A 24,217-nucleotide genomic window follows, 5' to 3' on the forward strand; every position below is an offset into this window, starting at 1 on the left:
CGCGGGATGGAGCAGCCTGGTAGCTCGTCGGGCTCATAACCCGAAGGTCGTCGGTTCAAATCCGGCTCCCGCAACCATATTCGTCAGAACAGGCCCCGCCTATCCCAGGATAGTGCGGGGCTTGTTGCGTTTGTCCCTGGAAAAAACCTGTCGTACGCGCTTTGCCATTTCTCTGGCACCTCAATGAACTAACTTTAACTAACCTGAAACGGATAAACCTACTCCACCCGGAGTACTATCTGGACACGTTTTCCAAAGGGACTTTCACTTGGCCGCACGTCTCCTCCCCCTCGCGCTCGCCGCACGAGGTATTTCATGACCTCCCGCTCTCCAGACTCCCAGGCCCCTATCACTGCTGCCCTGCCTGCGGCAGCACAGCGTCTGCCGTGGCTCGAACGCCTCAGCAAATACCGCCAGCCCATCGGCCTGGCGATAACCCTGTTGTTGTTCGCCATGGCACTGATCGCCTGCCGACACCTGCTGAGCGAGTTGGACATCTATGCCTTGCATGACGCCATGCTCAGCGTGCCCAAGCAGGCGCTGCTAGGTGCGGTACTGGCCACTGTGGCAGGCTTCGTGACCCTGCTGGGGTACGAGTGGTCCGCGGCCCGCTATGCAGGCGTCAAGCTACCACCCCGCACCCTGATGCTGGGCGGTTTCAGTGCATTCGCCATCGGCAATGCCATCGGGCTGTCAATGCTCTCCGGTGGCTCGGTGCGCTATCGCCTGTACGCGCGCAAGGGGCTGGGGGCTGCGGAAGTCGCACGGATGACCGTGTTCGCCAGCCTCTCCCTAGGCTGCGCATTGCCTCCGCTGGCAGCAGTGGCCACCTTGAGCGACCTCACCTCGGCCTCCACCGCATTGCGTATGTCCCCGGTACTGCTGGGCAGCATCGCCACCGCGGTGTTGCTGGCCTGCGCCGTCCTGGCGGTGGGGCTCTATCGTCGCCGCGCTGCCGAGCAGCCCCTGGCCGACAATCTGCTGGTGCAGGTCGGACGCCGCACCCTGCGCCTGCCCAGTGCACGCCTGACCGCCCTGCAACTGGTCATCACCGCACTGGACGTTGCCGCCGCCGCCACGGTGCTTTACCTACTGTTGCCCGAAGCCCCGCCATTCGGTGCTTTCGTTCTGGTCTACCTGCTGGCCCTCGCGGCGGGTGTACTCAGCCATGTGCCCGGCGGTGTCGGTGTGTTCGAAGCGATCCTCCTCGCGGCCTTCGCCAACGAACTGGGCGCCGCCCCACTGGCCGCGGCGCTGCTGCTGTATCGCCTGATCTACGTCGTGCTGCCGTTGCTGGTGGCCTGCGTTCTGCTGTTGGTCAACGAAGCCCGCCGCCTGCTGTTCGCCCAACAGGCGATCAAGGCAGCGTCCGGGCTCGCCGCTCCCGTGCTGGCGATCCTGGTGTTTCTGTCCGGCGTGGTGCTGTTGTTTTCCGGCGTGACCCCGGAGATCGACAGCCGTCTGGAGCACATGGGCTTTCTCATCCCGCATCGCCTGATCGACGCCTCGCACTTCGGCGCAAGCCTGATCGGCGTCCTGTGCCTGCTGCTGGCACAGGGCCTGCGTCGCCGCCTGTCGGCGGCCTGGCTGCTGACCACGGTGTTGCTGCTGACGGGCGCACTGCTGTCGCTGCTCAAGGGCTTCGACTGGGAAGAGGCGTCGATGATGATCTTCACCACCGCCCTGCTGGCCCTGTTCCGGCGCTCGTTCTATCGCCCCAGCCGCCTGCTGGAGCTGCCGTTCTCGCCGATCTACCTGGTAGCCAGCGCTTGCGTGGTCGGTGCCTCGGTATGGCTGCTGCTGTTCGCCTATCAGGACGTCCCCTACAGCCACAAACTGTGGTGGCAATTCACCCTCGACGCCGATGCTCCGCGCGGCCTGCGCGCTGCACTGGGCAGTGCAGTACTGCTGGTGATCGTCGCCCTGACCTGGCTGCTGCGCACCGCGCGCCCGGTGATTCACCTGCCGAGCCAAGACGAACTGCAGCGCGCCAACCGCATTCTGCTGGCGTCCGATCAGCCCGACGGTGGCCTGGCCCTGACCGGTGACAAGGCGCTGCTGTTCCACCCCAACGACAACGCCTTCCTCATGTATGCCCGTCGCGGCCGCAGCCTGGTCGCCTTGTACGACCCGATCGGCCCGGCACAGGAGCGTGCCGAGATGATCTGGCAGTTCCGCGACCTCTGCGACCTGCACCATGCCCGCCCGGTGTTCTACCAGGTGCGCGCGGAAAACCTGCCGTTCTACATGGACATCGGCCTGACCGCGATCAAGCTTGGCGAAGAGGCGCGGGTCGACCTGCGCCGCTTCGACCTCGAAGCCAAGGGCAAGGAGATGAAGGACCTGCGCTACACCTGGAACCGCGGCGGCCGTGACGGCCTGACCCTGGAAGTCCACGAACCCGGGCATGCGCCCTTGCAAGAGCTCCGGGAAATCTCCGACGCCTGGCTGGCCGGCAAGAACGTGCGCGAAAAAGGTTTCTCGTTGGGCCGCTTCAGCCCGGAGTACCTGCAACATTTCCGTATCGCACTGATCCGCTTCCAGGGCCGTCCGGTGGCCTTCGCCAACCTGCTGGAAACCCACAGCAACGAACTGGCCAGCCTGGACCTGATGCGCGCACACCCCGAGGCACCGAAGCTGACCATGGAATTCATGATGCTCGGCCTCATCCTGCATTACAAAAGCCACGACTATGCCCGCTTCAGCCTGGGCATGGTGCCGCTTTCCGGCCTGCAACCGCGTCGCGGCGCACCGCTGACCCAACGCTTGGGCTCGATGGTGTTCCAGCGCGGCGAGCAGCTCTACAACTTCCAGGGCCTGCGGCGCTTCAAGGACAAGTTCCAGCCGGACTGGGAACCCCGTTACATGGCTGTGCCAGCCGGGCTGGACCCCCTGGTTGCACTGGCTGATACTGCCGCCCTGATTGCTGGCGGCCTGACTGGATTGGTGAAACGCTGATGACTCGACGTTACTGGTTGTACCTGCTGATCCCCCTGCTGCTCGCCGTGCTGGCTGGCGGCGGGGCCTTCTGGCTGTGGACCCGCCCTGCCCCCGAAGCCCGTATCGAGCACTTCACGCTGGACGATGGCAGTAACCTGACCCGGGTCACACCCGGCGTACGCGCCAAGACCCTGGTGGCAGTTGGCGTGCCCCATGATCAGGCACTGACCGACAAGCAACTGCTGGACCTCAGCCAGGCCGGTGAGGCTCAACTGGTGCAGGTGATCCTGCCGACCGGCGACTGCAGCAAGCAGCAGGTGGCGCTGGACCAGGCCATGGGCAAGCTCTCCGGCAAGCCGACCCTGGTTGCCGGCATCGGGCCAGGCGCCTCGCAGGCCTGGCGCTGGCTGGCCGAGCAGAACGACGACAAGGCCCGGGCCATCTCGGTAGACTTCAACCTCGAACAGCCAGACTGCAAGGTCGAGCTGCCCAAAACCGCTGCCCACGGTCACTGGAACGTGGCCTGGAACGACAACCCCGACGATGCCAGCGCTGCCTTCGTGCGCGACCAGGCCAACGCCGAAACCAGCATCAGCGACTATGACATTCACCTGCCGCAGGTGCTCAAGGCCCAACTGACCCAGGCCCTGGTCGGTCGCGACGGTAACGCCCTGGCGATTCCCGTGGTGGAAGTGCCAGCCGGCCAGACCACCGACACCGTCACCCTGTTCCTCTCCGGTGACGGCGGCTGGCGCGACCTGGACCGCGACGTGGCGGGCGAGATGGCCAAGCTCGGCTACCCGGTGGTCGGCATCGACACCCTGCGCTACTACTGGCAGCACAAGACGCCTGAACAGAGCGCTGCCGACCTGTCGGAGCTGATGCAGCACTATCGTCAGAAATGGGGCACCAAGCGCTTCGTGCTGACCGGCTATTCGTTCGGTGCCGATGTCCTGCCGGCCATCTACAATCGCCTGCCGGAAGCCGACCAGAAGCGCATCGACGCGGTGATCCTGCTGGCCTTCGCCCGCAGTGGCAGCTTCGAGATCGAAGTGGAAGGCTGGCTGGGCAAGGAAGGCCAGGAGGCCCCGACCGGGCCGGAGATGGCCAAGCTGCCTGCCGCCAAGGTGGTGTGCATCTATGGTGTGGAAGAAACCGACGAGAGCGGCTGCACCGACAAGACGGCCGTCGGCGAGCGCATGAAGCTGCCAGGCGGCCATCACTTCGACGAGAACTACCCGGCGCTGGCCAAGCGCCTGATCGGCGAGATCGAAACCCGTCAGGGCAAGTCGAACGTCGCAGAGCAGTAAGAACACAACAAGGGCCGCGATGCGGCCCTTGTTATTTGAGTCAGATCTCGACCTGGGTTCCCAGCTCGATCACTCGGTTCAGCGGCAGGTTGAAGAAGCGCAGGTTGCCGTTGGCATTCTTCAGCAGGAACGCGAACAGGTTCCCGCGCCAGCGCGACATGCCTTCCAGGCGCGAGGCGATCACCGTCTCGCGGCTGAGGAAGTAGGTGGTGCGCATGGGGCTGAAATCCAGCTCTTCCAGATGGCATAGCCGCAGTGCCGCGGGTACGTCCGGTTCATCCATGAAGCCAAAGTGCAGCAATACGCGGAAGAACCCGTCGCCATAGGCCTCGACCTCGAAACGCTCCGACTCCGGCACCCGCGGCCGATCCTCGCTGACCACCGTCAACAGTACGACCTGGCTGTGCAGCACCTGGTTGTGCAGCATGTTGTGCAACAACGCATGGGGCACCGCATCGGCACGCGCCGTGAGGAACACTGCTGTCCCCTCGACACGATGCGGTGGCTGCACACGAATGCTGCTGATGAACACCGGCAACGGCAGGCCCCCCTCATCGATACGCTCGACGAGAATCTGCTTGCCACGCTTCCAAGTGCTCATCAGCACAAACAAGACGATCCCCGCCAGTACCGGGAAAGCACCACCCTGCACGATCTTCGGCACGTTGGCGGCGAAGAACAGCCCGTCCACCAACAGGAACCCCACCAGCAGCGGGACTGCCAGCACCGGTGGCCACTTCCACAGCAGCAGCATCACTGCGGCGACCAGGATAGTGGTCATGAGCATGGTGCCGGTCACCGCCACCCCATAGGCCGCCGCCAGGGCACCGGAAGACTCGAAGCCAATCACCAGCAGCACGACGCCGACCATCAGGGTCCAGTTCACTGCACCGATGTAGATCTGCCCCTGCTCGTCACTGGAGGTGTGCTGGATCTGCATGCGCGGCACGTAGCCCAGCTGGATGGCCTGGCGGGTCAGGGAGAAGGCACCGGAAATCACCGCCTGGGAGGCGATCACCGTGGCCATGGTCGCCAGCCCCACCAGCGGCAGCAGTGCCCAGCTTGGTGCCAGCAGGTAGAAGGGGTTGCGCGCAGCCTCGGGGTTTTGCAACAGCATCGCGCCCTGGCCGAAGTAGTTGAGCACCAACGCTGGCAGCACCAGGGCAAACCAGGCACGGGCGATCGGCTTGCGCCCGAAGTGGCCCATATCGGCGTACAGCGCCTCGGCGCCGGTCAGCGCAAGCACCACGGCACCGAGAATCGCCACGCCCATTCCGGGATGGACGATGAAGAAGTTCAACGCCCACCCGGGATTGAACGCCTTGAGCACTTCCGGGCTCTGCTGGATGCCATGCACCCCGAGCGCAGCTAGCACGAGGAACCAGGCAACCATGATCGGGCCAAAGGCCTTGCCGATCTTCTCGGTGCCATGCTTCTGCACCAGGAACAGTACCACCAGCACTACCAGCGAGATCGGCACCACCCAGTGGTCGATGCCATCGAACGCCAGCCCCATGCCCTCGACCGCCGACAGCACCGAGACTGCCGGGGTGATCATGCTGTCGCCATAGAACAGCGAGGCGCCGACCAGCCCGCAGCCGACCATCAGCATGCGCAGCCGCGGATGCCCCGCCGTGGCACGCCGCGCCAGCGCGGTGAGCGCCATGGTGCCGCCCTCGCCCTGGTTGTCGGCGCGCAGGATGAACATCACGTACTTGAACGACACGACCCACAGCAGCGACCAGAGAATCAGCGACAGGATGCCCAGCACCCCGTCGTGGTCGACCTGTACGCCATAACCGCCGGTAAAGACTTCCTTAAGGGTATACAACGGGCTGGTGCCGATATCGCCATAGACCACCCCCACAGCTGCCACCAGCAGGCCCAAAGGGCGTGCCGCCCCATGCCCGCCCTCGGCGTGACTGCTTGCCTGAACCATCGACCACTCCCGCAGACGGCCCTTCGGGGCCGATAGTATTCGCACCGGACGGCATGCTCGCAGCGCCCGGACCGCTGTCGTCATCCGGCTATCATTGCTACCCGGACACAACGGCGCGAAGCATAGCGCAGCGCTCGTCGCTTTTCTGCTGGTCAAGCGACCTTGCGCTCGCTAGAATTGCGCACTTTTTGATCAGAGGCGCCAAAAACGCCCGCCCGGATCACGCCGCCACTGGCAGGCGCGACCTGTTTCAATACCGAGGTTAGTCATGTCCACCACTCCCGCCACGCCGAAGGTCGGCTTTGTCTCCCTGGGCTGCCCAAAAGCCCTGGTCGACTCCGAGCGCATCCTCACCCAACTGCGCATGGAAGGCTATGAAGTCGTTCCGACCTACGAAGACGCCGACGTGGTGGTGGTCAACACCTGCGGCTTCATCGACAGTGCCAAGGCCGAGTCGCTGGAAGTGATCGGCGAAGCGATCAAGGAAAACGGCAAGGTCATCGTCACCGGCTGCATGGGTGTCGAGGAAGGCACCATCCGTGACGTGCACCCCAGCGTGCTGTCGGTCACCGGCCCCCAACAGTACGAGCAGGTGGTCAATGCCGTGCACGAAGTGGTGCCACCGCGCCAGGACCACAACCCACTGATCGACCTGGTGCCGCCGCAGGGCGTCAAGCTGACCCCGCGCCACTACGCTTACCTGAAGATTTCCGAAGGCTGCAACCACAGTTGCAGCTTCTGCATCATCCCGTCGATGCGCGGCAAGCTGGTCAGCCGTCCGGTCGGCGAAGTGCTGAGTGAGGCCGAGCGCCTGGTCAAGGCTGGGGTCAAGGAGATCCTGGTGATTTCCCAGGACACCAGCGCCTATGGCGTCGACGTCAAGTACAAGACCGACTTCTGGAACGGTCGCCCGGTCAAGACCCGCATGCTCGAGCTGTGCGAAGCCCTGAGCAGCCTGGGCGCCTGGGTGCGCCTGCACTATGTCTACCCCTACCCCAACGTCGATGACGTGATCCCGCTGATGGCGGCCGGCAAGATCCTGCCGTACCTGGACATCCCGTTCCAGCACGCCAGCCCCAAGGTGCTCAAGGCCATGAAACGCCCGGCCTTCGAGGACCGTACCCTCGCGCGCATCAAGAACTGGCGCGAGCAGTGCCCAGAACTGGTGATCCGCTCGACCTTCATCGTCGGCTTCCCCGGCGAGACCGAAGAGGACTTCCAGTATCTGCTCGACTGGCTGACCGAAGCCCAGCTCGACCGCGTCGGCTGCTTCCAGTACTCGCCGGTCGAAGGCGCCCCAGCCAACGACATGGGCCTGGAAGAAGTCCCGGATGACGTCAAGCAGGATCGCTGGGACCGTTTCATGGCCCACCAGCAGGCGATCAGCAGCGCACGCCTGCAACTGCGTATCGGCAAGGAGATCGAGGTACTGATCGACGAAGTCGAGGAGCAGGGTTCGGTAGGCCGCAGCTTCTTCGACGCGCCGGAAATCGACGGCAGCGTGTTCATCGACGGTGACCACGGCTTCAAGCCGGGCGACAAGGTACGTTGCCGTATTGTCGATGCCGACGAATACGACATGTGGGCCGAACCGGTCTGATCGAGACGCAAGCCCCGCCCCTTCGCGGCCACACGCCGCGAAGGGGCAAGCTTTGAAGAAAAACTCCGCAAAACTGTCATCAAGCATCTATGTTTTCCTCACTACCCGAGGAATACAGAATGTCCTTGCCCCTGACGCTGCATACCCCCCACTACAGCGACTACCCCGAACTGGTCCGTATCTGGGAAGCGTCGGTGCGCGCCACCCATGATTTTCTCCCTGACGCCTACATCGTGCTGCTGCGCGATCACGTGCTGCGCCGCTACCTGGATGCCGTGATGCTGATCTGTTGCCGGGACGCCCAACGCAGGATCCTCGGCTTTGCCGGTGTCGCCAACGGTCGTGTCGACATGCTCTTCGTTGACCCCGAACATCGCGGCCTGGGGGTTGGCAAGCGTCTGCTGCGCCATGCCATCGAGGAGCTCAACGCCGAACGCCTGGACGTCAACGAACAGAACTCCCAGGCACTGGGTTTCTACCTGCACGAGGGCTTCGAAGTGGCGGGACGCTCGGAAACCGATGGCCTCGGACAACCCTATCCACTGCTGCACATGCGACTGATCCGCGCACCGCGGTAGGCACGGCCCGTCAGCCGCGCCTGAAATGGCCCGAACAGCGCAGATTCACAGCCGCAACATGGCACGGGCAGGTACAATAAGCACCTTTCCCTGCCCTGCGAACCCTCAGCTCATGTCCGAACCCGTCCGCCTGTCCAAACGCCTCATCGAACAGCTCGGCTGCTCACGCCGCGAGGCCGAACTGTACATCGAAGGGGGCTGGGTCACGGTCGATGGCGTGGTGGTCGAGCAACCGCAGTTCAAGGTTGAAACCCAGCGTGTCGAACTGCTCCCGGGGGCACGTGCCGAAACACTGGAGCCGGTTACCTTGCTGCTCAACCAGCCCAAGGGCCAGGACAGTGAAACTGCCCGCGCCAGCATGAACATGGCCAGCCTCAGCGAAACCCACCGCGAAGGCGTGCGCCCCCTACACGGGCACTTCGCCAGATTGACCTGCCCCGCCCCGCTCGAACGCGGCGCCAGCGGCCTGCAGGTATTCAGCCAGGACTGGCGTGTCACCCGCAAGATCGACGCCGACCTGCGCCGTCTGGAACAGGAGTACATCCTCGAGGTGCGCGGCGAAACCACGCCCCAGGCCCTGGAGCGCCTGGCCCGTGGTGCGACCCGCAATGACCGGGAACTGCCCCGGGCCAAAGCCAGTTGGCAGAACGAAACCCACCTGCGCCTGGCCCTGAAGAACCCGCAGCCCGGGCAGATCTCCGAAATCTGCGCCTACCTGCGCCTGGAACTGCTCGGCATGCGCCGCATTCGCCTGGGTGGCGTGTCGATGGGCAAGCTGCCCCTGGGCCAATGGCGCTACCTGTCCGGCAGCGAACGCTTCTAAGCGATACCGCCGCGCCGCAAGGTGCGGCTCAGAAAAGGATTCGAGTCACATGAACCACAACGATGTCCTGCGCAGCCTGCGCTACATGCTCAAGGTGAACGACGCCAAGATGGCCGAAATCATCGCCCTGTCCGGCCTTGAAGTGAACCCGGTGGTGCTTGCCGGCTATATCAAGAAGGAAGACGAAGCCGGCTATGTGCGTTGCCCGGAGCGCGTCATGGCGCATTTCCTCGATGGCCTGGTGATCCACCGCCGTGGCAAGGACGACAACCGTGCGCCCCAGCCCGTCGAGCTGCCGGTGACCAACAACACCGTGCTGAAGAAACTGCGGGTGGCTTTCGAACTCAAGGAAGACGACCTGCACGCGATCCTCAAATCGGTCAATTTCCCGGTGTCCAAGCCCGAACTCAGCGCGCTGTTTCGCAAGGTCGGCCATGACAACTACCGCCCCTGCCAGGACCAGCTGCTGCGCAACTTCCTCAAGGGCCTGACCCTTCGCGTGCGTGGCTGAGCCGATCATGCAGCACAGCGTCACACCGGTCGGCATCGTCCGCTCCTGCTTCAAGGAGAAGTTCGCCATCCCCCGCCAGCCCCGCCTGGCGCCCGCGGCACGCGGCGTGCTGGAGTTGCTGCCGCCGTTCGACCAGGGCGACGCGGTACAGGGCCTGGAGCAGGTCAGCCACGTCTGGCTGCTGTTCCTGTTCCATCAAGCACTGGAGGAAAAGCCCCGGCTGAAGGTGCGCCCGCCGCGCCTGGGCGGCAACAAGAGCATGGGCGTGTTCGCCACGCGTGCCACCCATCGCCCCAACGGGATCGGCCAGTCGGTGGTGCGCCTTGAAGCTGTAGAGCCCGGACGCCTGCTGTTGTCAGGTATCGATCTGCTCGACGGAACGCCGGTGCTCGACATCAAACCCTACGTGCCCTACGCCGACAGCATCGACAATGCCATCAACCAGATGGCCAGCGATGCGCCACTGCCGATCAACGTGCAGTGGAGCGATAGCGCCCTGCACCAGGCCCACGAGCACGCTCTGCGCCTGGCAGAACCACTGGTGGAACTCATCGAACAGTGCCTGGCCCAGGATCCACGCCCGGCCTATCAGGTGCCAGCGCCGGAACGGCTCTACGGAGTGAAGTTCTGGGATGTGCAGGTGCGCTGGCATTATCCGCAGCCGGAGGTGATCCGGGTGCTGGAGGTTGCACGCGAAGCCTGAATTCACACTTTCCAGGCATAAAAAAACGCAGACCCAAGTCTGCGTTTTTTTATGCCGCAATTCGCCTTACTTCTCGACGAATGCGCGCTCGATCAGGTAATCACCCGGCTCACGCATACGCGCAGAGATCTTCAGGCCGAAGCTGTCGAGTACTTCGCTGGTCTCGTCGAGCATGCTCGGGCTGCCGCAGATCATCGCACGATCGTCCTGCGGGTTGATCGGTGGCAGGCCGATGTCGCTGAACAGCTTGCCGCTGCGCATCAGATCGGTCAGACGGCCCTGGTTCTCGAACGGCTCGCGGGTCACGGTCGGGTAGTAAATCAGCTTCTCACGCACCGCTTCGCCGAAGAATTCATTCTGTGGCAGGTGCTCGGTGATGAACTCGCGGTAGGCGACTTCGTTCACGTAGCGCACGCCATGGACCAGGATCACCTTTTCAAAACGCTCGTAGGTTTCCGGGTCCTGGATCACGCTCATGAACGGCGCAAGGCCAGTACCGGTGCTCAGCAGGTACAGGTGCTTGCCTGGGTTCAGGTCGTCCAGCACCAAGGTGCCGGTCGGTTTCTTGCTGATGATGATCTCGTCGCCTTCCTTCAGGTGCTGCAGCTGGGAGGTCAGCGGACCGTCCGGCACCTTGATGCTGAAGAACTCCAGATGCTCTTCCCAGTTCGGCGAAGCGATCGAATAGGCACGCATGAGCGGACGGCCGCTTTCCTGCTGCAGGCCGATCATCACGAACTGACCGTTCTCGAAGCGCAGGCCCGGATCGCGGGTGCACTTGAAGCTGAACAGGGTGTCGTTCCAGTGATGCACACTGAGGACACGTTCGTGGTTCATGTTGCTCATCTAATGGGGCTCCTGAAGAAAAACGCGGCGCGCGCAAGACGCGCAGTTGCGCGATAGTTTAGGGGCAGCGAGAATATCTGTTAACTGAATTATCAAGATATGACTTATCGGTTATATAGATATGCGATTCACTCTCCGCCAGCTTCAAGTCTTCGTCGCCGTCGCCCAGCATCAAAGCGTATCGCGAGCGGCCAATGTACTGGCCCTTTCGCAGTCGGCGGCCAGTACTTCCATCACCGAACTGGAGCGCCAGTCCAGCTGCCAGCTGTTCGATCGCGCCGGCAAGCGCCTGAGCCTCAACGCCCTGGGCCATCAGTTGCTGCCCCAAGCAGTAGCCCTGCTCGACCAGGCCAAGGAAATCGAAGACCTGCTCAACGGCAAGTCCGGCTTCGGCTCGCTCGCCGTCGGCGCCACCCTGACCATCGGCAACTACCTGGCAACGCTGCTGATCGGCAGCTTCATGCAGGTGCACCCGGAAAGCCAGGTCAAGCTGCACGTGCAGAATACGGCGCACATTGTGCAACAGGTAGCCCACTACGAAATTGACCTGGGTCTTATCGAGGGTGACTGCAACCACCCTGACCTGGAGGTGCAACCCTGGGTCGAGGACGAACTGGTGGTGTTCTGCGCCCCGCAGCATCCACTGGCCAAGGTCGGCCGCGCCAATATCGAGGCCTTGTCCCAGGAGGCGTGGATCTTGCGCGAACAAGGCTCAGGCACACGCCTGACCTTCGATCAGGCCATGCGCCACCACCGCGCCAACCTGAATATCCGTCTGGAGCTTGAGCACACCGAAGCGATCAAGCGCGCCGTGGAGTCGGGCCTGGGCATCGGCTGCATCTCGCGCCTGGCCCTGCGCGACGCCTTCAGGCGCGGCAGCCTGGTGGCGGTGGAAACACCGGAGCTGGATCTGCTGCGGCAGTTTTACTTCATCTGGCACAAGCAGAAGTACCAGACCTCGGCCATGCGTGAGTTTCTCGAGCTGTGCCGCAGCTTTACTGCGGGGGTGCAGCGCAGCGACGAGATCGTGCTGCCGGCCATCGCCTAAGCGCTAGCCGAGCAGGATCACGCCCCAGACCAGCGCCACCATGCTCATTGCCACCAACTGCGCGGCACTGCCCATGTCCTTGGCGTTTTTCGACAAGGGGTGACGCTCCAGCGAGATGCGGTCGATGGCAGCCTCGACCGCCGAGTTGAGCAGCTCGACGATCAGCCCCAGCAGGCACACGGCGATCAGGATCGCACGCTCGCCGCGGCTGACCGGCAACCAGAAGGCAGTCGGGATCAGCAGCACGTTGAGCAGCACCAGTTGGCGGAAGGCAGCCTCGCCCTTGAAGGCGGCGCGCAGGCCGTCCAGCGAATAGCCGGCGGCGTTGAAGATGCGTTTCAGGCCGGTCTGGCCCTTGAATGGCGACATGTGAGTCAATTCACCTGGAAAAGGCCTGCAGGCTAGTCCAGCCTGGGTCAAAAAAGCGTGAAGCCGCGAGGCTCAGTTAGCTGAAACCGATTCAAGTTGTTGCAGCAGCAATGCGGCCTGGGTCCGGGTGCGCACGCCCAGCTTGCGGAAGATCGCAGTGACGTGGGCCTTGATGGTCGCCTCCGAGACGCTCAGCTCGTAGGCGATCTGCTTGTTCAGCAAACCCTCGCAAACCATGGTCAGTACCCGGAACTGCTGCGGCGTCAGGCTCGCAAGCCCCTCGCTGGCGGCCTTGGCCTCGGCCGACACATCAACCTTTTCGAACGCCTGCGGCGGCCACCACACTTCGCCATCGAGCACCTTGCGCACGGCGTCCTGGATGGTTTCCAGCGGGCTGGACTTGGGAATGAAACCGCTGGCCCCGAACTCGCGGGACTTGACCACCACGGCCGCCTCTTCCTGCGCCGACACCATCACCACCGGAATCTGCGGATACTGCCCGCGCAGCAGGACCAGACCGGAGAAGCCATAGGCCCCCGGCATGTTCAAGTCGAGCAGGACCAGGTCCCAGTCGGATTTCTCGGTCAGGCGTGTTTCCAGTTCGGCGATGCTTGCCACCTCCACCAGCCGTACGTCCTGCCCGAGGCCGAGCGTCACGGCTTGGCGCAAGGCACTACGGAACAGCGGATGGTCATCGGCAATCAGGATTTCATATGTAGCCATCGATCCAGGGGTCCTGTTCTGTGCCAGGCGCTGCGGGGTACGGAGCCTGTGCCTGGCGGGCAACTCAAGGCGCGGGCGACGGCGCCGCCTGCGGCAAGGGCACGACCGCAGCCTGGGATGGCGGCTGCGTCGTGGCCGAATCGGCGCCAAGGATGCCGAGCACCGTCCGGGTGGTCAAGCCAATTGCCCGGCGGCCTCGCCCACCCTGGCGACCTGCTCGACAGTATGAACCAATCCGGCTCGCTTGCCCCTTGGACTATAGGAAGGTATGCAAGCGTTGATGCGGCTCATCCTGGTCGTCCAGTGCCAGGTGTCGCTTGCCGCTGAGGTAATGCAGGCTGAACACGTCGAGGTAGGCATCCAGCGCTTGGGAGGCACGGTTGTCGCCGGCCAGGTCCAGACACATGGCCGCCACTTCCGCGGTGCAGAAATGATCGTCACGCTTGGAGCGGCGCAGGCGGTAGCGCGACATCTGCTCGGCCTCCAGGCTCAGCACCGGGAAGCGATCCAGGTACGGACTCTTGCGAAACATCTTGCGCGCTTCGGTCCAGGTGGCGTCGAGCAGGATGAACAGCGGCCGCTTGCCAGGCTCGCACACCACCTCGTTGACCACCCGCTCCGGTGCGACGAACTCACCAGGGAAGACGATATAGGGCTGCCACTGGGGTTGTTCGAGCAGCGCCAGCAAACGCGCGTCGACATCGGTGCGCTGCCAGCCGAAGGCCCAGGTATCTTCGATCAGATCGGCGATCAGCCAGCCGGTGTTGGTCGGCTTCAATGGCTCGGTGTCGTGCATCACCAGACACATGCCGGCCCGGGCGTCGACCCGAGGCTTCCAGGCGCACAGGCAATGGCTGGCGATCACCCGGCAGTCCGGGCAGCGATCAGCGCGCGAACCGCGGGCGACGAAAGGTTTGTTGCTGCGCGCCAGACGCTCGGCGCGCAGGCGCGCTACCGCATGGCTCATGGCTGCAAGCCTATGGACAGGAATGGGATGGACACTGCGACAACTCGGCGGGGAACAAAGACGTGAGTCTACCAGAGCAGCCACAGGATTGCCGTGCAGGCTACAAGCGCGCTCCCTTATAATCGCGCCTTTGGCGACCGCTGCGCCCGTTGAGCGACGCGTTCATGGAACGCCGCCAGAAGGCGCAGGTCAAAGCGCCAGTTACCGAACCAGGAGAGATTCATGCTGCGTCTTATCGTCCCGACCCTGAGCCTGCTGCTCGCCCTGCCGCTCGCAGCCAATGCGGCGTCCAAGCAGGACTACGAGCTGAACCAGATGCTGCAGAAGGTTGCCAAGGAGAGCAGCGTCGGCACGCCACGCGCCGTCAACGAAGACATCCTCGATCAGGGATACACCGTCGAGAAGGGCAAGGCGCTGGTCAACCACCTGAGCGTGCGCGAAGAACATGCCCAGCGCATGCTGGAAAACCCGGCGCTGGTGCGCAGCCAGCTGGGCGACAGCGTCTGCCGCAACACAGGCTACCGCCAACTGATGACCAAGGGCGCGGTAATGGTCTACCGCTTCACCGTCTACAAGACCAACCAGCCGGTCATGGACCAGGCGTTCGATGCTGCCAGCTGCACGGCCGGCAACAAGAAGAAGTGATTCAGGCGACCTGATCGTCGCTGGCGCGCCGTTGCTCCTCATCGGCGCGCAGATCCGCCAGCAAGGCCTGAAGGTAACGTGATTGCCTGTCGGCGCCTTGCAACCTGCGCAGGCACTCGCCCTCCAGGCTCAATTGATGGTCCTGGGCTGCACGCCTGAGCAGTTCATACAACTGCAAGTCCACCTCAATGACCAACCGATGCATACCGCGACCTCCCTGCATCGCGCCGTTGTCTTTCAGTTAATCAAACCCCTGCACGGATTGGATCCTATCAGACGAACGGTTTGCAGCCGCAAACCGGCAGGATCGCTCGCCAGCGTCTAGATTGAAAGCGAACAGCACGCGTCAGCGGCAAGCACAGGAGATTGCCGCGCCACGACGTTGCCGGACCCGCAACGACAAAAGACAAGATGGACTCACGCCACTGCATCACGGCCTTGAAGGCCTACTGCAATGCTCGAGATGCACACTCGAGCGACAGCAGCCAGCGACACACGCAGTGTCGCGGCCGGGACACCCCATCGACCCGGTCAGAGGTTTTGCTGCAGAAGGAGACGCTGAATGCCTTACCTACCGAATGAACGTCTGTCCGATCATTTCAGGGAGCAGGGGATCGACCTGAACAAGATTGATGAACAACTGCAACTGGTGGCACCGGACAGCCCCAACCTGCCGCTCTACCGCGACATGATGCTGACCATCCTGCGCATGGCCTTCGACGACGCCAACCGATGGAATGCCAAGATCACCTTGCAGGCCCTGCGCGAACTGGACCACTCCTTCCGCACCCTCGAACGCTACAAGGGGCGACGCAAAGTCACTGTATTCGGCTCGGCGCGCACGCCTCAGGAACACCCGATGTATGCCCTGGCCCGAGAGCTGGGCGCCAGCCTCGCCCGCTCCGACCTGATGGTCATCACCGGGGCCGGGGGCGGCATCATGGCCGCTGCCCACGAAGGCGCCGGGGCTGCAAACAGCCTGGGTTTCAACATCACCTTGCCCTTCGAGCAGCATGCCAACGCAACGGTGGATGGCACCGATCAACTGCTGCCCTTCCACTTCTTCTTCATCCGCAAGCTGTTCTTCGTCAAGGAAGCTGACGCCTTGGTGCTCTGCCCGGGTGGTTTTGGCACCCTCGACGAGGCACTCGAAGTGCTGACCCTGATCCAGACGGGTAAAAGCCCTCTGGTACCGGTGGTGTTGCTCGACTCGCCTGGCGGGAGTTTCTGGCAGGACGCACTGAGCTTCATCAGCCGTCAATTGGAAGAGAACCGCTACATACTCCCCAGCGACCTGAAACTGGTACGTCTGGTACACAGCGCTGACGAGGCTGTGGAGGAAATCAACCAGTTCTACAGCAATTACCACTCCAGTCGCTGGTTGAAGAACCAGTTCGTGATCCGGATGCTGCACCCCCTCAGCGAGGCGGCGCTATACGACATTCAGGAGGGCTTCGCCGACCTGCGCCTGAGTGGCAAATACCATCAGCAAGCCGACAGCAGCGCAGAACATGAAGTCGGCGACTTCAACCACCTGACCCGCCTGACCTTCGCCTTCAACGGCCGTGACCAGGGACGCCTGCGTGAACTGGTGGACTTCATCAACCTGCCGGAAAACTGGGCCAAACCCCAACCGATGCACACGACGCAACATGCCCGGGAAGCGTTGAAAGTCAGTTGAACGAAAAACGGCCAGTGCGGCTGACCTGGCAGATGTCTGCCATGTCAGCCGCACTGGCCGTCAATCGTCGAGATCGCGCCCGCTGAGCAGTCGCCCGATCATGTCCATGGAAAAACCACGGTAGGCGAGAAAGCGTGTTTGCTGCGCTCGGCTGCGAGGATCCTGAGGGCGTTGCCCGGCGAACTTGCGCTGCCAGACGTCCCGCAAGCGGGCTGACCAATCTACACCGCTTTCGCGCAGTGCCTGATCGATATCGCCACGGTTCAACCCTCGCTGGCTCAGGTCTTCACGAATACGCGCTGGACCATAACCGGCGTTGGAACGGTAGGAGATGAAGCTCTCCAGATAGCGGGCCTCACTGAGCAGGCCTTCCTCGGCAAGCCGATCAAGCGCGGGCTCGATCAGCTCATCCGTGGCGCCGCGCTGACGCAGCTTGCGAGTCAGCTCGACACGACCGTGCTCGCGGCGCGCAAGCAGGTCCATGGCTGTCCGCCGAACGGCGACGGGGGTGTCGAGTACGACGGACGACATGTGCGATCAACCAGCGATATCAATAACCGGCTTCAGCATCAGCCATATCGTCGGCATCAGCTTCGGCGGCGGCAGCCTTGGCAGCCGCGGCGACAGCGCCGGAGGTCAGCAGCTTCTCACGAATCTGCTTCTCGATTTCCGAACCGATGGCCGGGTTCTCTTGCAAGTACTTGGCGGCGTTAGCCTTGCCTTGGCCGATCTTGTTGCCCTGGTAGCTGTACCAGGCGCCGGACTTCTCGACCAGGCCTTGAGAGACGCCCAAGTCGATGATCTCGCCGTTACGGTAGATACCTTTGCCGTAGAGAATCTGGAACTCGGCCTGACGGAAGGGTGGCGAAACCTTGTTCTTGACGATCTTGACGCGCGTTTCGCTACCGACCACTTCGTCGCCTTCCTTCACCGCGCCAGTACGACGGATATCCAGACGGACCGAGGCGTAGAACTTCAGGGCGTTACCGCCGGTGGTGGTTTCCGGGCTACCGAACATCACGCCGATCTTCATACGGATCTGGTTGATGAAGATGACCAGGCAGTTGGCGTTCTTGATGTTACCGGTGATCTTTCGCAGCGCCTGGGACATCAGACGGGCCTGCAGGCCGACGTGCATGTCACCCATTTCGCCTTCGATCTCGGCCTTGGGTACCAGGGCAGCCACGGAGTCGACGATGATCACGTCGACGGCGTTGGAACGCACCAGCATGTCGGTGATTTCCAGGGCCTGTTCGCCGGTGTCTGGCTGCGAGACCAGCAGGTCATCGACGTTGACGCCCAGCTTGCCAGCGTACTCAGGGTCGAGGGCATGCTCGGCGTCGACGAAGGCGCAGGTGGCGCCGTTCTTCTGGGCTTCGGCGATGACCGACAGGGTCAGCGTGGTCTTGCCCGAGGATTCCGGGCCGTAGATCTCGACGATACGGCCCTTTGGCAGGCCGCCGATGCCGAGGGCGATGTCCAGGCCCAGCGAGCCGGTGGAGATGGCTGGAATAGCCTGGCGCTCGTGATCGCCCATGCGCATGACTGCGCCCTTGCCGAATTGGCGTTCGATCTGACCCAGGGCCGCAGCCAAGGCGCGCTTCTTGTTGTCGTCCATTGAAATCCTCACGTGTTCGACGTGGCCCTGATGGCCGGAATACCTGTATAAGTAGCCAGTATTATTCCACAGGGATTCGTTTCCGCAAACCCCCGTCGAGCGATTTACTCGGCACCAAGCTGTAACAAGCCGTCTAACGCAGCGATCACCGTCTGTCGGCGCACCGCCTCGCGGTCGCCATCGAAGTGACGGCGCTCGCTGATAACACGGCCTCCATCGCCCCAGGCCAGCCATACAGTGCCCACCGGCTTGGCCGGCGAGCCGCCATCCGGCCCGGCGACACCACTGACCGCCACGGCAAAACGCGCGCCGCTGGCGGCCTGGGCACCACGAACCATGGCCTCGACCACCTCCTGGCTGACTGCGCCAACCTGGGTGAACAGTGCCTCGGGGACGCCAAGCTGCCGGGTCTTCTGGGTGTTGGAGTAGGTGACGTAGCCGGCCTCGAACCAGGCCGAACTGCCGGGAATACGGGTGATCGCCTCGGCGATGCCCCCGCCGGTGCAGGACTCGGCGGTGGTCACCTGCGCATTGAAACGGCGCAGGTGTTCGCCCAGGCGGGTAGAAAGTACGGTGATCGGGTCCATGACAGGCTCCTTGCGTGACTGCGCACTACCCTACCACCCTCATCCCCCCAGGCAAGGATTCACGGCGCCAGCGCGCGGATATACGCCTGGCAGGCACGCAGGGCGATCAGCCCCCGGTCGCCGTCGTCGGTAATGGCGATAATTCGTCGAGCATGCGCCGGGTCAAGTCGGGCGCGTAAGGCGCCATGATCCACGCCGCCGGCGCCGGTGGCGGCAGGCATTGTGGAACAGGCGGCGTCACGCTCGACCAGGACCGACAGGCGCAGATCGGCAGTAGCAAGGCGATCACGCAGCCGAGCCTGATTCTGTTGCGCATCGGTAAGCTCCTGGAAATGGTTGGACTCGCTGTCATGCAGGCGGCGCTCGAGCGCCTGGCGCTGCTCGCGCTCGCTGCGCAGTTGCTCGTTGAGCACCTCGGCCTGCTCCACTCGCTGGCGCGCCTGGAGCTCGTCCGACTCGGCGAACAGACGCTCGTAGCGCCAGGCCTGGGCCTGCCAGGCCAGTGCCGCCGACAGCAGCATCAGCGCCAGGCATGCGCAGAGCTGCCAACGGCTCAGCACAAGACCTCCCGGGCCCTGGCCCAGAGCTTGAGGCGCTCATCCAGGCCATTGAGCCCACCGTTGATATGCCGGGTGATGCGGTTGAATTCACCACGATCGGCCAAGGCATTGAGCCCGCGCGACTGCCAGAACCAGGCCGCCGACTCGCAGGCCCAACGCGGCTGCTCGAGAAGCTGGGGTTGCGCCAGCAACCGCTCATCACCGAACAGCGCACGGCTGCAGGCCTGGTAGTTGTTACGCCCGGTGACCTGGATCAGGCCGCGACCGCAATACAGCTGGCCATCGCCGTCAGCCTCAGGGGTGTTGCCCAGGCGCAGGGCCAGTGGGCCGGTGTCGTAGCGTGAAAGGTAGCGGTCGCTGCCCAGTTCCTTCACATAGCGTAACTGGCCGGACTCATGACCGACCTGGGCGAGAAAGGCGGCGATGCGCTTGGGGTGGTCGATTTCCCAACGGGCCATGGCGTCGTTGAGAGGTGTGAGAAACGCGCCGGCACGCTGGCCGGCGAGCGGATAGATCTGAATGAGTTGCCGCTCGGTGAGCATGCAGAACCTCCCTGGCAAGCAAAAAAAAACCCAGGCAATGCCTGGGTTGGGAGTGGGTTGTGGACTGCGTCCTGGATAATGGCGCAGAGGATCGGTGCAAGACGTCAGCCTTCGGCAGCACCGCCCCGGGAAAAAATGCGCCGCCGGTGGCGCCAACCGGTCAGCAGCGCGAAGGCCAGCGCTGCAGCCGACATGACGCCACTGACGATTACACCGCGGCGGATCGAAGTGTTGTTCCACTCGATGACCTGTTGGTTCAGCCGGTCGTCGAACAGAATACGACCCTCTTCACTGGCCAGGGCTCGCACCCGCCCGGAGCCTTCCACGGTCAGCCTGAGCACGGTGCCCATACCGATTCCCGCCTGCTCGAACGCACTGCGATAAGCATACAGACCTTGCTGCCGACGCTGACCGTCCAGGTCGTAGGCCACACCAAAGTTGACCAGCTCGGGCTGGGGCTTCCAGACTTGTGGGTGGGTCGTCAGTCGACCGTCGAGAGTGAACAGCCTGGTGTCATCCGACGTAGGATCGTCGCGATATCCCCGCCCGTAGATCGCGGCGAAAGCAAGGAAACAGATCGCCAGGAGCAGCAGGATGATGAAACGCTGGCGCGGCGTGAGTGCAGAAAGCTGAGAGGCGAGTGAAGCCATATGTCCGTTATCGATGACCGTTGGGCTGGAGCGCAACCCTACCACGAACCTCAGCGGTGGTATTGATCACTGCCCAGGTACACATCACCCGGGTTCACGATCTCGATCGGACCGATATCGATCCAGGCGTCCGGCAGATCAGGGTAGACCACAGGTGCCGTACCGGAGCTGCCTCCTTCGACATAGCCCCCTCCCCCGCCGCCAGCCGCCGCCCCTTCTTCATAGACGGCACGGCTGTCGCTGGATAGCGCCACCGCCCCCGTTGCCGGATCCCAGTGAGTGGTAGCAATACGATCGGCGTAGTAGGCGCCCAGCTCGGCGAGCGTGGCCAGTTTCAGGTCCGGTGCCACCCAGTAGTCGGGGTAGCTGGCCTGGGGATTGGCGCTGAAATACTGCTCCCAAACCGGTTTCACCAGCGACTGGTAGAGGTTGTTCCTGACGTCGGAGGTGATGATGCCCGAGACGTTGGCGCCAATACCGACCGCTGTGAACAAGGCCGCGGCAGGGCCGAACCCGGCCAGCAGGGCAATACCGCCGACCACGCCGGCAACGTTGCCTACCAAACTGATGACATCGCCGGTGTTGAACGGTTGCTCGGTGCGGTACTCCGCAGTGATCTTGACGAACACGGTGGTCGCGGCCAGCGTGTTGGTGGTCACGCTCAGGAACGGCGTGAAGCCGGCTGTCAGCTTGACCATGGAAGTCACGCCAGCCACTGTCGCAACCGTCTGGGTGCTCTGGTTGACCAGGGCGAAGCCCTCCTTGTCGCTATTGTACTGATCGATCAGCGACGTGCCGGCTGCACCGGTGCCCGCCGCCTTGTCGACATAGCCGACGATCAGTTCGACTGTTCCAGCCATGGTTATCTACTCCTTGATGAGGGTCTTGAAAGCCAGGCTCACAAGCAAGCGATTGCAGCTTGCGGTGGGCGATCTGGCGCTATGGGGAATGCGTCCGTCGAAAAGCACGATTCGCCCGGGCTTGGGCAGTACGGCCTTGATTACATCGGTCTTGGCGGCGTTGAAGAACAGCAGCTCGCCGCCCCAGGCCGTAGCCCAGTGTTCGTTGCAGAACATGACCAGGGTCTTGCCCGGCTCATCCGGGCGGTTGTCGCGGTGGATAGGGCCGTCCTGGCCGCTGGTCTGGCCATTGGCGTAGACCCCAAGCAACGTTGCCTGCGGCAGATGGCTGTCCTTGAAGCCGGCCCACCAATCGGCCAGGAACGTCCAGCCGGCGCGCTCACGCAGTTCCTGCTCGCAGTCCTGTCGTTGTTCGCGTGCGCTGCCGGCAATGAAGGCATGCCAGCACGGTCGATCCAATACGCCGTAGTGCTGCGCCCAGCCGAAACGCCACACAGGGCCGGCCAGCCGCTGGGCGAGCATGGACAGCTCCTGTGGGCTCAGCAGGTCGTCCAGCACCTGGATCGCATCCGGGTTGAAACTCGATTGCATGAAGATACTCCTTGTCGAAAAGGCCTAGGCCTTGAGGGTGGCGGCCTTGTCCGCTGCACGCCCCGCGTTCCCGGCCTTGCCCGTCTTGCCACCGTTGCACTGCACGGTGGTCCGCCAGCCGGACCCGGTGAACACTTGCTCGACCGAGTCGATCAGGTACTGGCCGTCTAGCCCGTCGACAAAACCACTCACCTCGATGCTGCGTTCGACGAACAGGTCAGTGCGCCCGGGCATGTCCAGGCGCACGCTGGCCGTCTCGCGGTTGAAGCTGGCCAAGCGTGCGCGGGCAGCCTGTTCGGCGGCGGCGCGATTGGGGTACAGGTGGCGGTCGGTATGGACAGGACGCTGGCTCTCGGAGCCTGCGTCGTTGCCCAGCTCGACCACTTTTAGCTCACCGCTGGCACTGTCCTGGTGACGGGTGCGCACGGCCTTGCGGGTGGCCTTGTCGTCCAGGCGAAATTGCCATTGGCTGACGTCGCTGCGCCGCAGCGTCACCAGCCCCAGCGTCTTGCCGCTTGCGCTCTGCCCGCCCTGGCGCGGCAGTACCAACAGCTGGCCGTTGGCGAGCTTGGCGGTGCAGTCGTACTGACGAGCCAGACGGGTGATGAAGTTGAAGTCCGATTCGTTGTACTGGTCGATACGCGGCACGTTCAGGGTGACCGGGCAGATCGGCTGCCAGCCGTTGCGCGCGCCAATCTCGGCGATGATGCGTTGCAGCGGAACATTCTCCCAACTGCCGCTGCGGATGGTTCTGCCACTGCCGCACAGGTCGCTGGCCTTGCCGCGGATCACCAGGGTGTCCGGCGGCCCGGATAGCTCGACCTCATCGACGGTGAAGCGCCCCAGCAGCGTCAGCGGCTGCCCGGCGTAGCCCAGGTGCACCTCCAGCACCGCGCCGCGAGGCGGCAGGGCCAGGGCGCCGTCGCGGGCATCGATGCGCAGCTCGAACGTATCGGACTCCATGCCGGGTTTGTCGGTGGTGCGCAGCAGCAGCAGGCGGTCGTTGATCAGCGCGGTGATGTCCTTGCCATCGGCCTTGATGCTGAAGACGGGTTGCATGACTCATGCCTCCGTTGTCGGTGTGGAAACAAGCCTGCGTTCAGTCCCAGAGCTGCACGCTGCTGACCGTCGCAGTGGGTAGGTCGGGCAGCAGGATCATCACGCCGGCACGCAGCGGCTGGTCTTCGTCGGCCAGCCCTTGATTGGCCTCCAGTACGGCTTCGACCGTGCGGTTGAGGTGGCCGTAGTAGTGCTGGCAGAGGGTGTCGAGCAGGTCGCCGTCAGACGTTTTGCAGGTCTTCGCCATAGCGGGTGAACTCCAGTGAAAAACCCTGTTTGCGTGGAATACCGCCTGCCAACAGATTGCTCTGGTCTTCATCGATACTGGTCAGGCACCAATTGCCGAGCACCTCGCCGTAACCGGTGGTCAGGCTTAGGGGCAGCAACTGACGACCGATGCTGCGCAGGGTCTGCAACTGGCCAAGTCCGCCCTTGAACGCAGGGAAGATCGCACCACGGATGCTGATCGTCTCCTCGCCCTGGCCGACTGCCTGCTGCGCGCTGTCGCGGCTCAGGCGCTCCTGGGCAGCCCAGCGGAAACGGGTCTGGCGGCGCAACTGGTCGAACGCTGCGGTATCGAGGTTGAAGTAGTAGGGTGCGGCATTGGCCTTCAGCGGTTGCAACACCAGCAGGTGCGCAAATGGCTTGATCGCTTCGGCGGTCGGCGTTGTCAGCGGTGCGAAGCCGAAGGTGACGAGCACCCCGCTTGCCACTGCGCGGGCATCGCCCACCACCTTGCGGATCGCCGCGCCGGCCTTGCCCAGGTGCTCGGAAAAGACCTCGACACGCTCCTGCACCTTGCGCACCTCGTCGACGGTCTTGTCGTAGCGGGCAATCACTTTGTTGACACGCCCTTGTGCCGAGTCGATGGCACGCAGGGTGCGTTGCAGGCGCTTGCCGATGGCCGGTCCGATCCAGGGCAATGCTTCGAGTTCGGCCGCGGCTTCCTTGACGTGGTCCACGGCCTGGTTCATCGGGTCGAGCATGGCGCCGGCACGCCGACGCCCCTCCTCGCCCGCCTTGACCAGTGCATGCAGTGCGGCCTGCAACTGCTCCAGGTAGGTCAT

The 24,217-nt window shown here is 63.5% G+C and carries 27 protein-coding genes and 1 tRNA gene; 11 read left to right on the forward strand and 17 right to left on the reverse strand.

Annotated elements, in window-relative coordinates; translation table 11 throughout:
• The 3 genes from AC2CGW_RS03245 to AC2CGW_RS03255 all read left to right on the forward strand — a co-directional run bounded on the left by AC2CGW_RS03245 (position 1) and on the right by AC2CGW_RS03255 (position 4,250).
• Positions 1 to 77, forward strand: a tRNA-Met gene (locus AC2CGW_RS03245).
• 238 nt (positions 78 to 315) lie between these two features.
• On the forward strand, positions 316 to 2,958 hold the full coding sequence (mprF, locus tag AC2CGW_RS03250; RefSeq protein ID WP_484573534.1) for a bifunctional lysylphosphatidylglycerol flippase/synthetase MprF: 2,643 nt from the start codon (positions 316 to 318) through the stop codon (positions 2,956 to 2,958).
• Complete coding sequence (locus AC2CGW_RS03255) at positions 2,958 to 4,250, forward strand: virulence factor family protein (RefSeq protein ID WP_484573535.1); 1,293 nt, start codon at positions 2,958 to 2,960, stop codon at positions 4,248 to 4,250. The genes mprF and AC2CGW_RS03255 overlap by 1 nt, the downstream gene beginning before the upstream one ends.
• A 40-nt stretch (positions 4,251 to 4,290) precedes the next feature.
• On the opposite strand, the gene AC2CGW_RS03260 is transcribed toward AC2CGW_RS03255, so the two are convergent.
• Positions 4,291 to 6,189, reverse strand: coding sequence for a potassium transporter Kup (locus AC2CGW_RS03260; RefSeq protein WP_186667188.1), 1,899 nt, complete (start codon positions 6,187 to 6,189; stop codon positions 4,291 to 4,293).
• Positions 6,190 to 6,457: 268 nt separating this feature from the next.
• Here AC2CGW_RS03260 and rimO point away from each other — a divergent pair, with 268 nt between their 5' ends.
• From rimO to tsaA, 5 genes are all read left to right on the forward strand, one after another.
• Positions 6,458 to 7,789 carry a 30S ribosomal protein S12 methylthiotransferase RimO gene (gene rimO / locus AC2CGW_RS03265; protein WP_186667189.1) on the forward strand — a complete coding sequence of 444 codons (1,332 nt, stop codon included), beginning with the start codon at positions 6,458 to 6,460 and terminating at the stop codon, positions 7,787 to 7,789.
• A gap of 119 nt (positions 7,790 to 7,908) precedes the next feature.
• Entirely contained in the window at positions 7,909 to 8,367 is a 459-nt protein-coding gene (locus AC2CGW_RS03270) for an acetyltransferase (RefSeq protein ID WP_186667190.1), read from the forward strand.
• A 112-nt stretch (positions 8,368 to 8,479) separates the two neighbouring features.
• Entirely contained in the window at positions 8,480 to 9,190 is a 711-nt protein-coding gene (locus AC2CGW_RS03275) for an rRNA pseudouridine synthase (RefSeq protein ID WP_186667191.1), read from the forward strand.
• A 49-nt stretch (positions 9,191 to 9,239) separates the two neighbouring features.
• Positions 9,240 to 9,701: a YehS family protein gene (locus AC2CGW_RS03280; protein ID WP_186667192.1), complete on the forward strand. Its 462-nt coding sequence runs from the start codon at positions 9,240 to 9,242 to the stop codon at positions 9,699 to 9,701.
• A gap of 7 nt (positions 9,702 to 9,708) precedes the next feature.
• On the forward strand, positions 9,709 to 10,404 hold the full coding sequence (tsaA, locus tag AC2CGW_RS03285; protein WP_186718894.1) for a tRNA (N6-threonylcarbamoyladenosine(37)-N6)-methyltransferase TrmO: 696 nt from the start codon (positions 9,709 to 9,711) through the stop codon (positions 10,402 to 10,404).
• 66 nt (positions 10,405 to 10,470) lie between these two features.
• On the opposite strand, the gene fpr is transcribed toward tsaA, so the two are convergent.
• Positions 10,471 to 11,250, reverse strand: a complete 780-nt coding sequence (fpr, locus tag AC2CGW_RS03290) for a ferredoxin-NADP reductase (protein ID WP_054891020.1) — start codon at positions 11,248 to 11,250, stop codon at positions 10,471 to 10,473.
• Between the two features lie 121 nt (positions 11,251 to 11,371).
• Between fpr and finR the strand changes: the two genes are divergently transcribed.
• Positions 11,372 to 12,298: a LysR family transcriptional regulator FinR gene (gene finR / locus AC2CGW_RS03295; RefSeq protein WP_186667194.1), complete on the forward strand. Its 927-nt coding sequence runs from the start codon at positions 11,372 to 11,374 to the stop codon at positions 12,296 to 12,298.
• Positions 12,299 to 12,301: 3 nt separating this feature from the next.
• Here finR and AC2CGW_RS03300 read toward each other — a convergent pair whose 3' ends face one another.
• The 3 genes from AC2CGW_RS03300 to AC2CGW_RS03310 all read right to left on the reverse strand — a co-directional run bounded on the left by AC2CGW_RS03300 (position 12,302) and on the right by AC2CGW_RS03310 (position 14,357).
• Positions 12,302 to 12,667, reverse strand: coding sequence for a diacylglycerol kinase (locus AC2CGW_RS03300; RefSeq protein ID WP_186667195.1), 366 nt, complete (start codon positions 12,665 to 12,667; stop codon positions 12,302 to 12,304).
• Positions 12,668 to 12,739: 72 nt separating this feature from the next.
• Positions 12,740 to 13,390, reverse strand: coding sequence for a response regulator transcription factor ErdR (erdR, locus tag AC2CGW_RS03305; protein ID WP_054891023.1), 651 nt, complete (start codon positions 13,388 to 13,390; stop codon positions 12,740 to 12,742).
• A 256-nt stretch (positions 13,391 to 13,646) separates the two neighbouring features.
• Entirely contained in the window at positions 13,647 to 14,357 is a 711-nt protein-coding gene (locus AC2CGW_RS03310) for a tRNA-uridine aminocarboxypropyltransferase (RefSeq protein WP_186667196.1), read from the reverse strand.
• Between the two features lie 222 nt (positions 14,358 to 14,579).
• Between AC2CGW_RS03310 and AC2CGW_RS03315 the strand changes: the two genes are divergently transcribed.
• Positions 14,580 to 15,002 (forward strand): quorum-sensing-regulated virulence factor family protein, encoded by a 423-nt coding sequence (locus AC2CGW_RS03315; RefSeq protein WP_186667197.1) that lies wholly within the window; start codon positions 14,580 to 14,582, stop codon positions 15,000 to 15,002.
• A gap of 1 nt (position 15,003) precedes the next feature.
• On the opposite strand, the gene AC2CGW_RS03320 is transcribed toward AC2CGW_RS03315, so the two are convergent.
• Positions 15,004 to 15,207 (reverse strand): hypothetical protein, encoded by a 204-nt coding sequence (locus AC2CGW_RS03320; RefSeq protein WP_186667198.1) that lies wholly within the window; start codon positions 15,205 to 15,207, stop codon positions 15,004 to 15,006.
• Positions 15,208 to 15,564: 357 nt separating this feature from the next.
• Between AC2CGW_RS03320 and AC2CGW_RS03325 the strand changes: the two genes are divergently transcribed.
• Positions 15,565 to 16,683 carry an LOG family protein gene (locus AC2CGW_RS03325; protein WP_186667199.1) on the forward strand — a complete coding sequence of 373 codons (1,119 nt, stop codon included), beginning with the start codon at positions 15,565 to 15,567 and terminating at the stop codon, positions 16,681 to 16,683.
• A 60-nt stretch (positions 16,684 to 16,743) separates the two neighbouring features.
• Here AC2CGW_RS03325 and recX read toward each other — a convergent pair whose 3' ends face one another.
• The 11 genes from recX to AC2CGW_RS03380 all read right to left on the reverse strand — a co-directional run bounded on the left by recX (position 16,744) and on the right by AC2CGW_RS03380 (position 24,217).
• Positions 16,744 to 17,214 (reverse strand): recombination regulator RecX, encoded by a 471-nt coding sequence (gene recX, locus AC2CGW_RS03330; protein WP_186667200.1) that lies wholly within the window; start codon positions 17,212 to 17,214, stop codon positions 16,744 to 16,746.
• A gap of 19 nt (positions 17,215 to 17,233) precedes the next feature.
• A complete protein-coding gene (recA, locus tag AC2CGW_RS03335; protein WP_125931569.1) occupies positions 17,234 to 18,301 on the reverse strand; it encodes a recombinase RecA in 1,068 nt (355 codons plus the stop codon).
• A gap of 104 nt (positions 18,302 to 18,405) precedes the next feature.
• On the reverse strand, positions 18,406 to 18,888 hold the full coding sequence (locus AC2CGW_RS03340; protein ID WP_186667201.1) for a CinA family protein: 483 nt from the start codon (positions 18,886 to 18,888) through the stop codon (positions 18,406 to 18,408).
• Positions 18,889 to 18,947: 59 nt separating this feature from the next.
• On the reverse strand, positions 18,948 to 19,448 hold the full coding sequence (locus AC2CGW_RS03345) for a lysis system i-spanin subunit Rz (protein WP_411383108.1): 501 nt from the start codon (positions 19,446 to 19,448) through the stop codon (positions 18,948 to 18,950).
• Positions 19,442 to 19,990, reverse strand: a complete 549-nt coding sequence (locus AC2CGW_RS03350; protein ID WP_186667202.1) for a glycoside hydrolase family 19 protein — start codon at positions 19,988 to 19,990, stop codon at positions 19,442 to 19,444. Before AC2CGW_RS03350 ends, AC2CGW_RS03345 begins: the two co-directional genes overlap by 7 nt.
• A 104-nt stretch (positions 19,991 to 20,094) precedes the next feature.
• Positions 20,095 to 20,640, reverse strand: a complete 546-nt coding sequence (locus AC2CGW_RS03355) for a hypothetical protein (RefSeq protein WP_484573536.1) — start codon at positions 20,638 to 20,640, stop codon at positions 20,095 to 20,097.
• A gap of 50 nt (positions 20,641 to 20,690) precedes the next feature.
• Positions 20,691 to 21,500, reverse strand: coding sequence for a hypothetical protein (locus AC2CGW_RS03360; RefSeq protein ID WP_426352745.1), 810 nt, complete (start codon positions 21,498 to 21,500; stop codon positions 20,691 to 20,693).
• Positions 21,501 to 21,506: 6 nt separating this feature from the next.
• Positions 21,507 to 22,091 carry a 2OG-Fe(II) oxygenase gene (locus AC2CGW_RS03365; RefSeq protein WP_484573537.1) on the reverse strand — a complete coding sequence of 195 codons (585 nt, stop codon included), beginning with the start codon at positions 22,089 to 22,091 and terminating at the stop codon, positions 21,507 to 21,509.
• Between the two features lie 24 nt (positions 22,092 to 22,115).
• Positions 22,116 to 23,150 (reverse strand): phage late control D family protein, encoded by a 1,035-nt coding sequence (locus tag AC2CGW_RS03370; RefSeq protein WP_484573538.1) that lies wholly within the window; start codon positions 23,148 to 23,150, stop codon positions 22,116 to 22,118.
• Between the two features lie 40 nt (positions 23,151 to 23,190).
• Positions 23,191 to 23,397, reverse strand: coding sequence for a tail protein X (locus AC2CGW_RS03375; RefSeq protein WP_063545897.1), 207 nt, complete (start codon positions 23,395 to 23,397; stop codon positions 23,191 to 23,193).
• Positions 23,372 to 24,217: a phage tail protein gene (locus tag AC2CGW_RS03380; RefSeq protein ID WP_484573539.1), complete on the reverse strand. Its 846-nt coding sequence runs from the start codon at positions 24,215 to 24,217 to the stop codon at positions 23,372 to 23,374. Before AC2CGW_RS03380 ends, AC2CGW_RS03375 begins: the two co-directional genes overlap by 26 nt.

This window comes from Pseudomonas sp. SYWMCR5, from assembly GCF_057197165.1.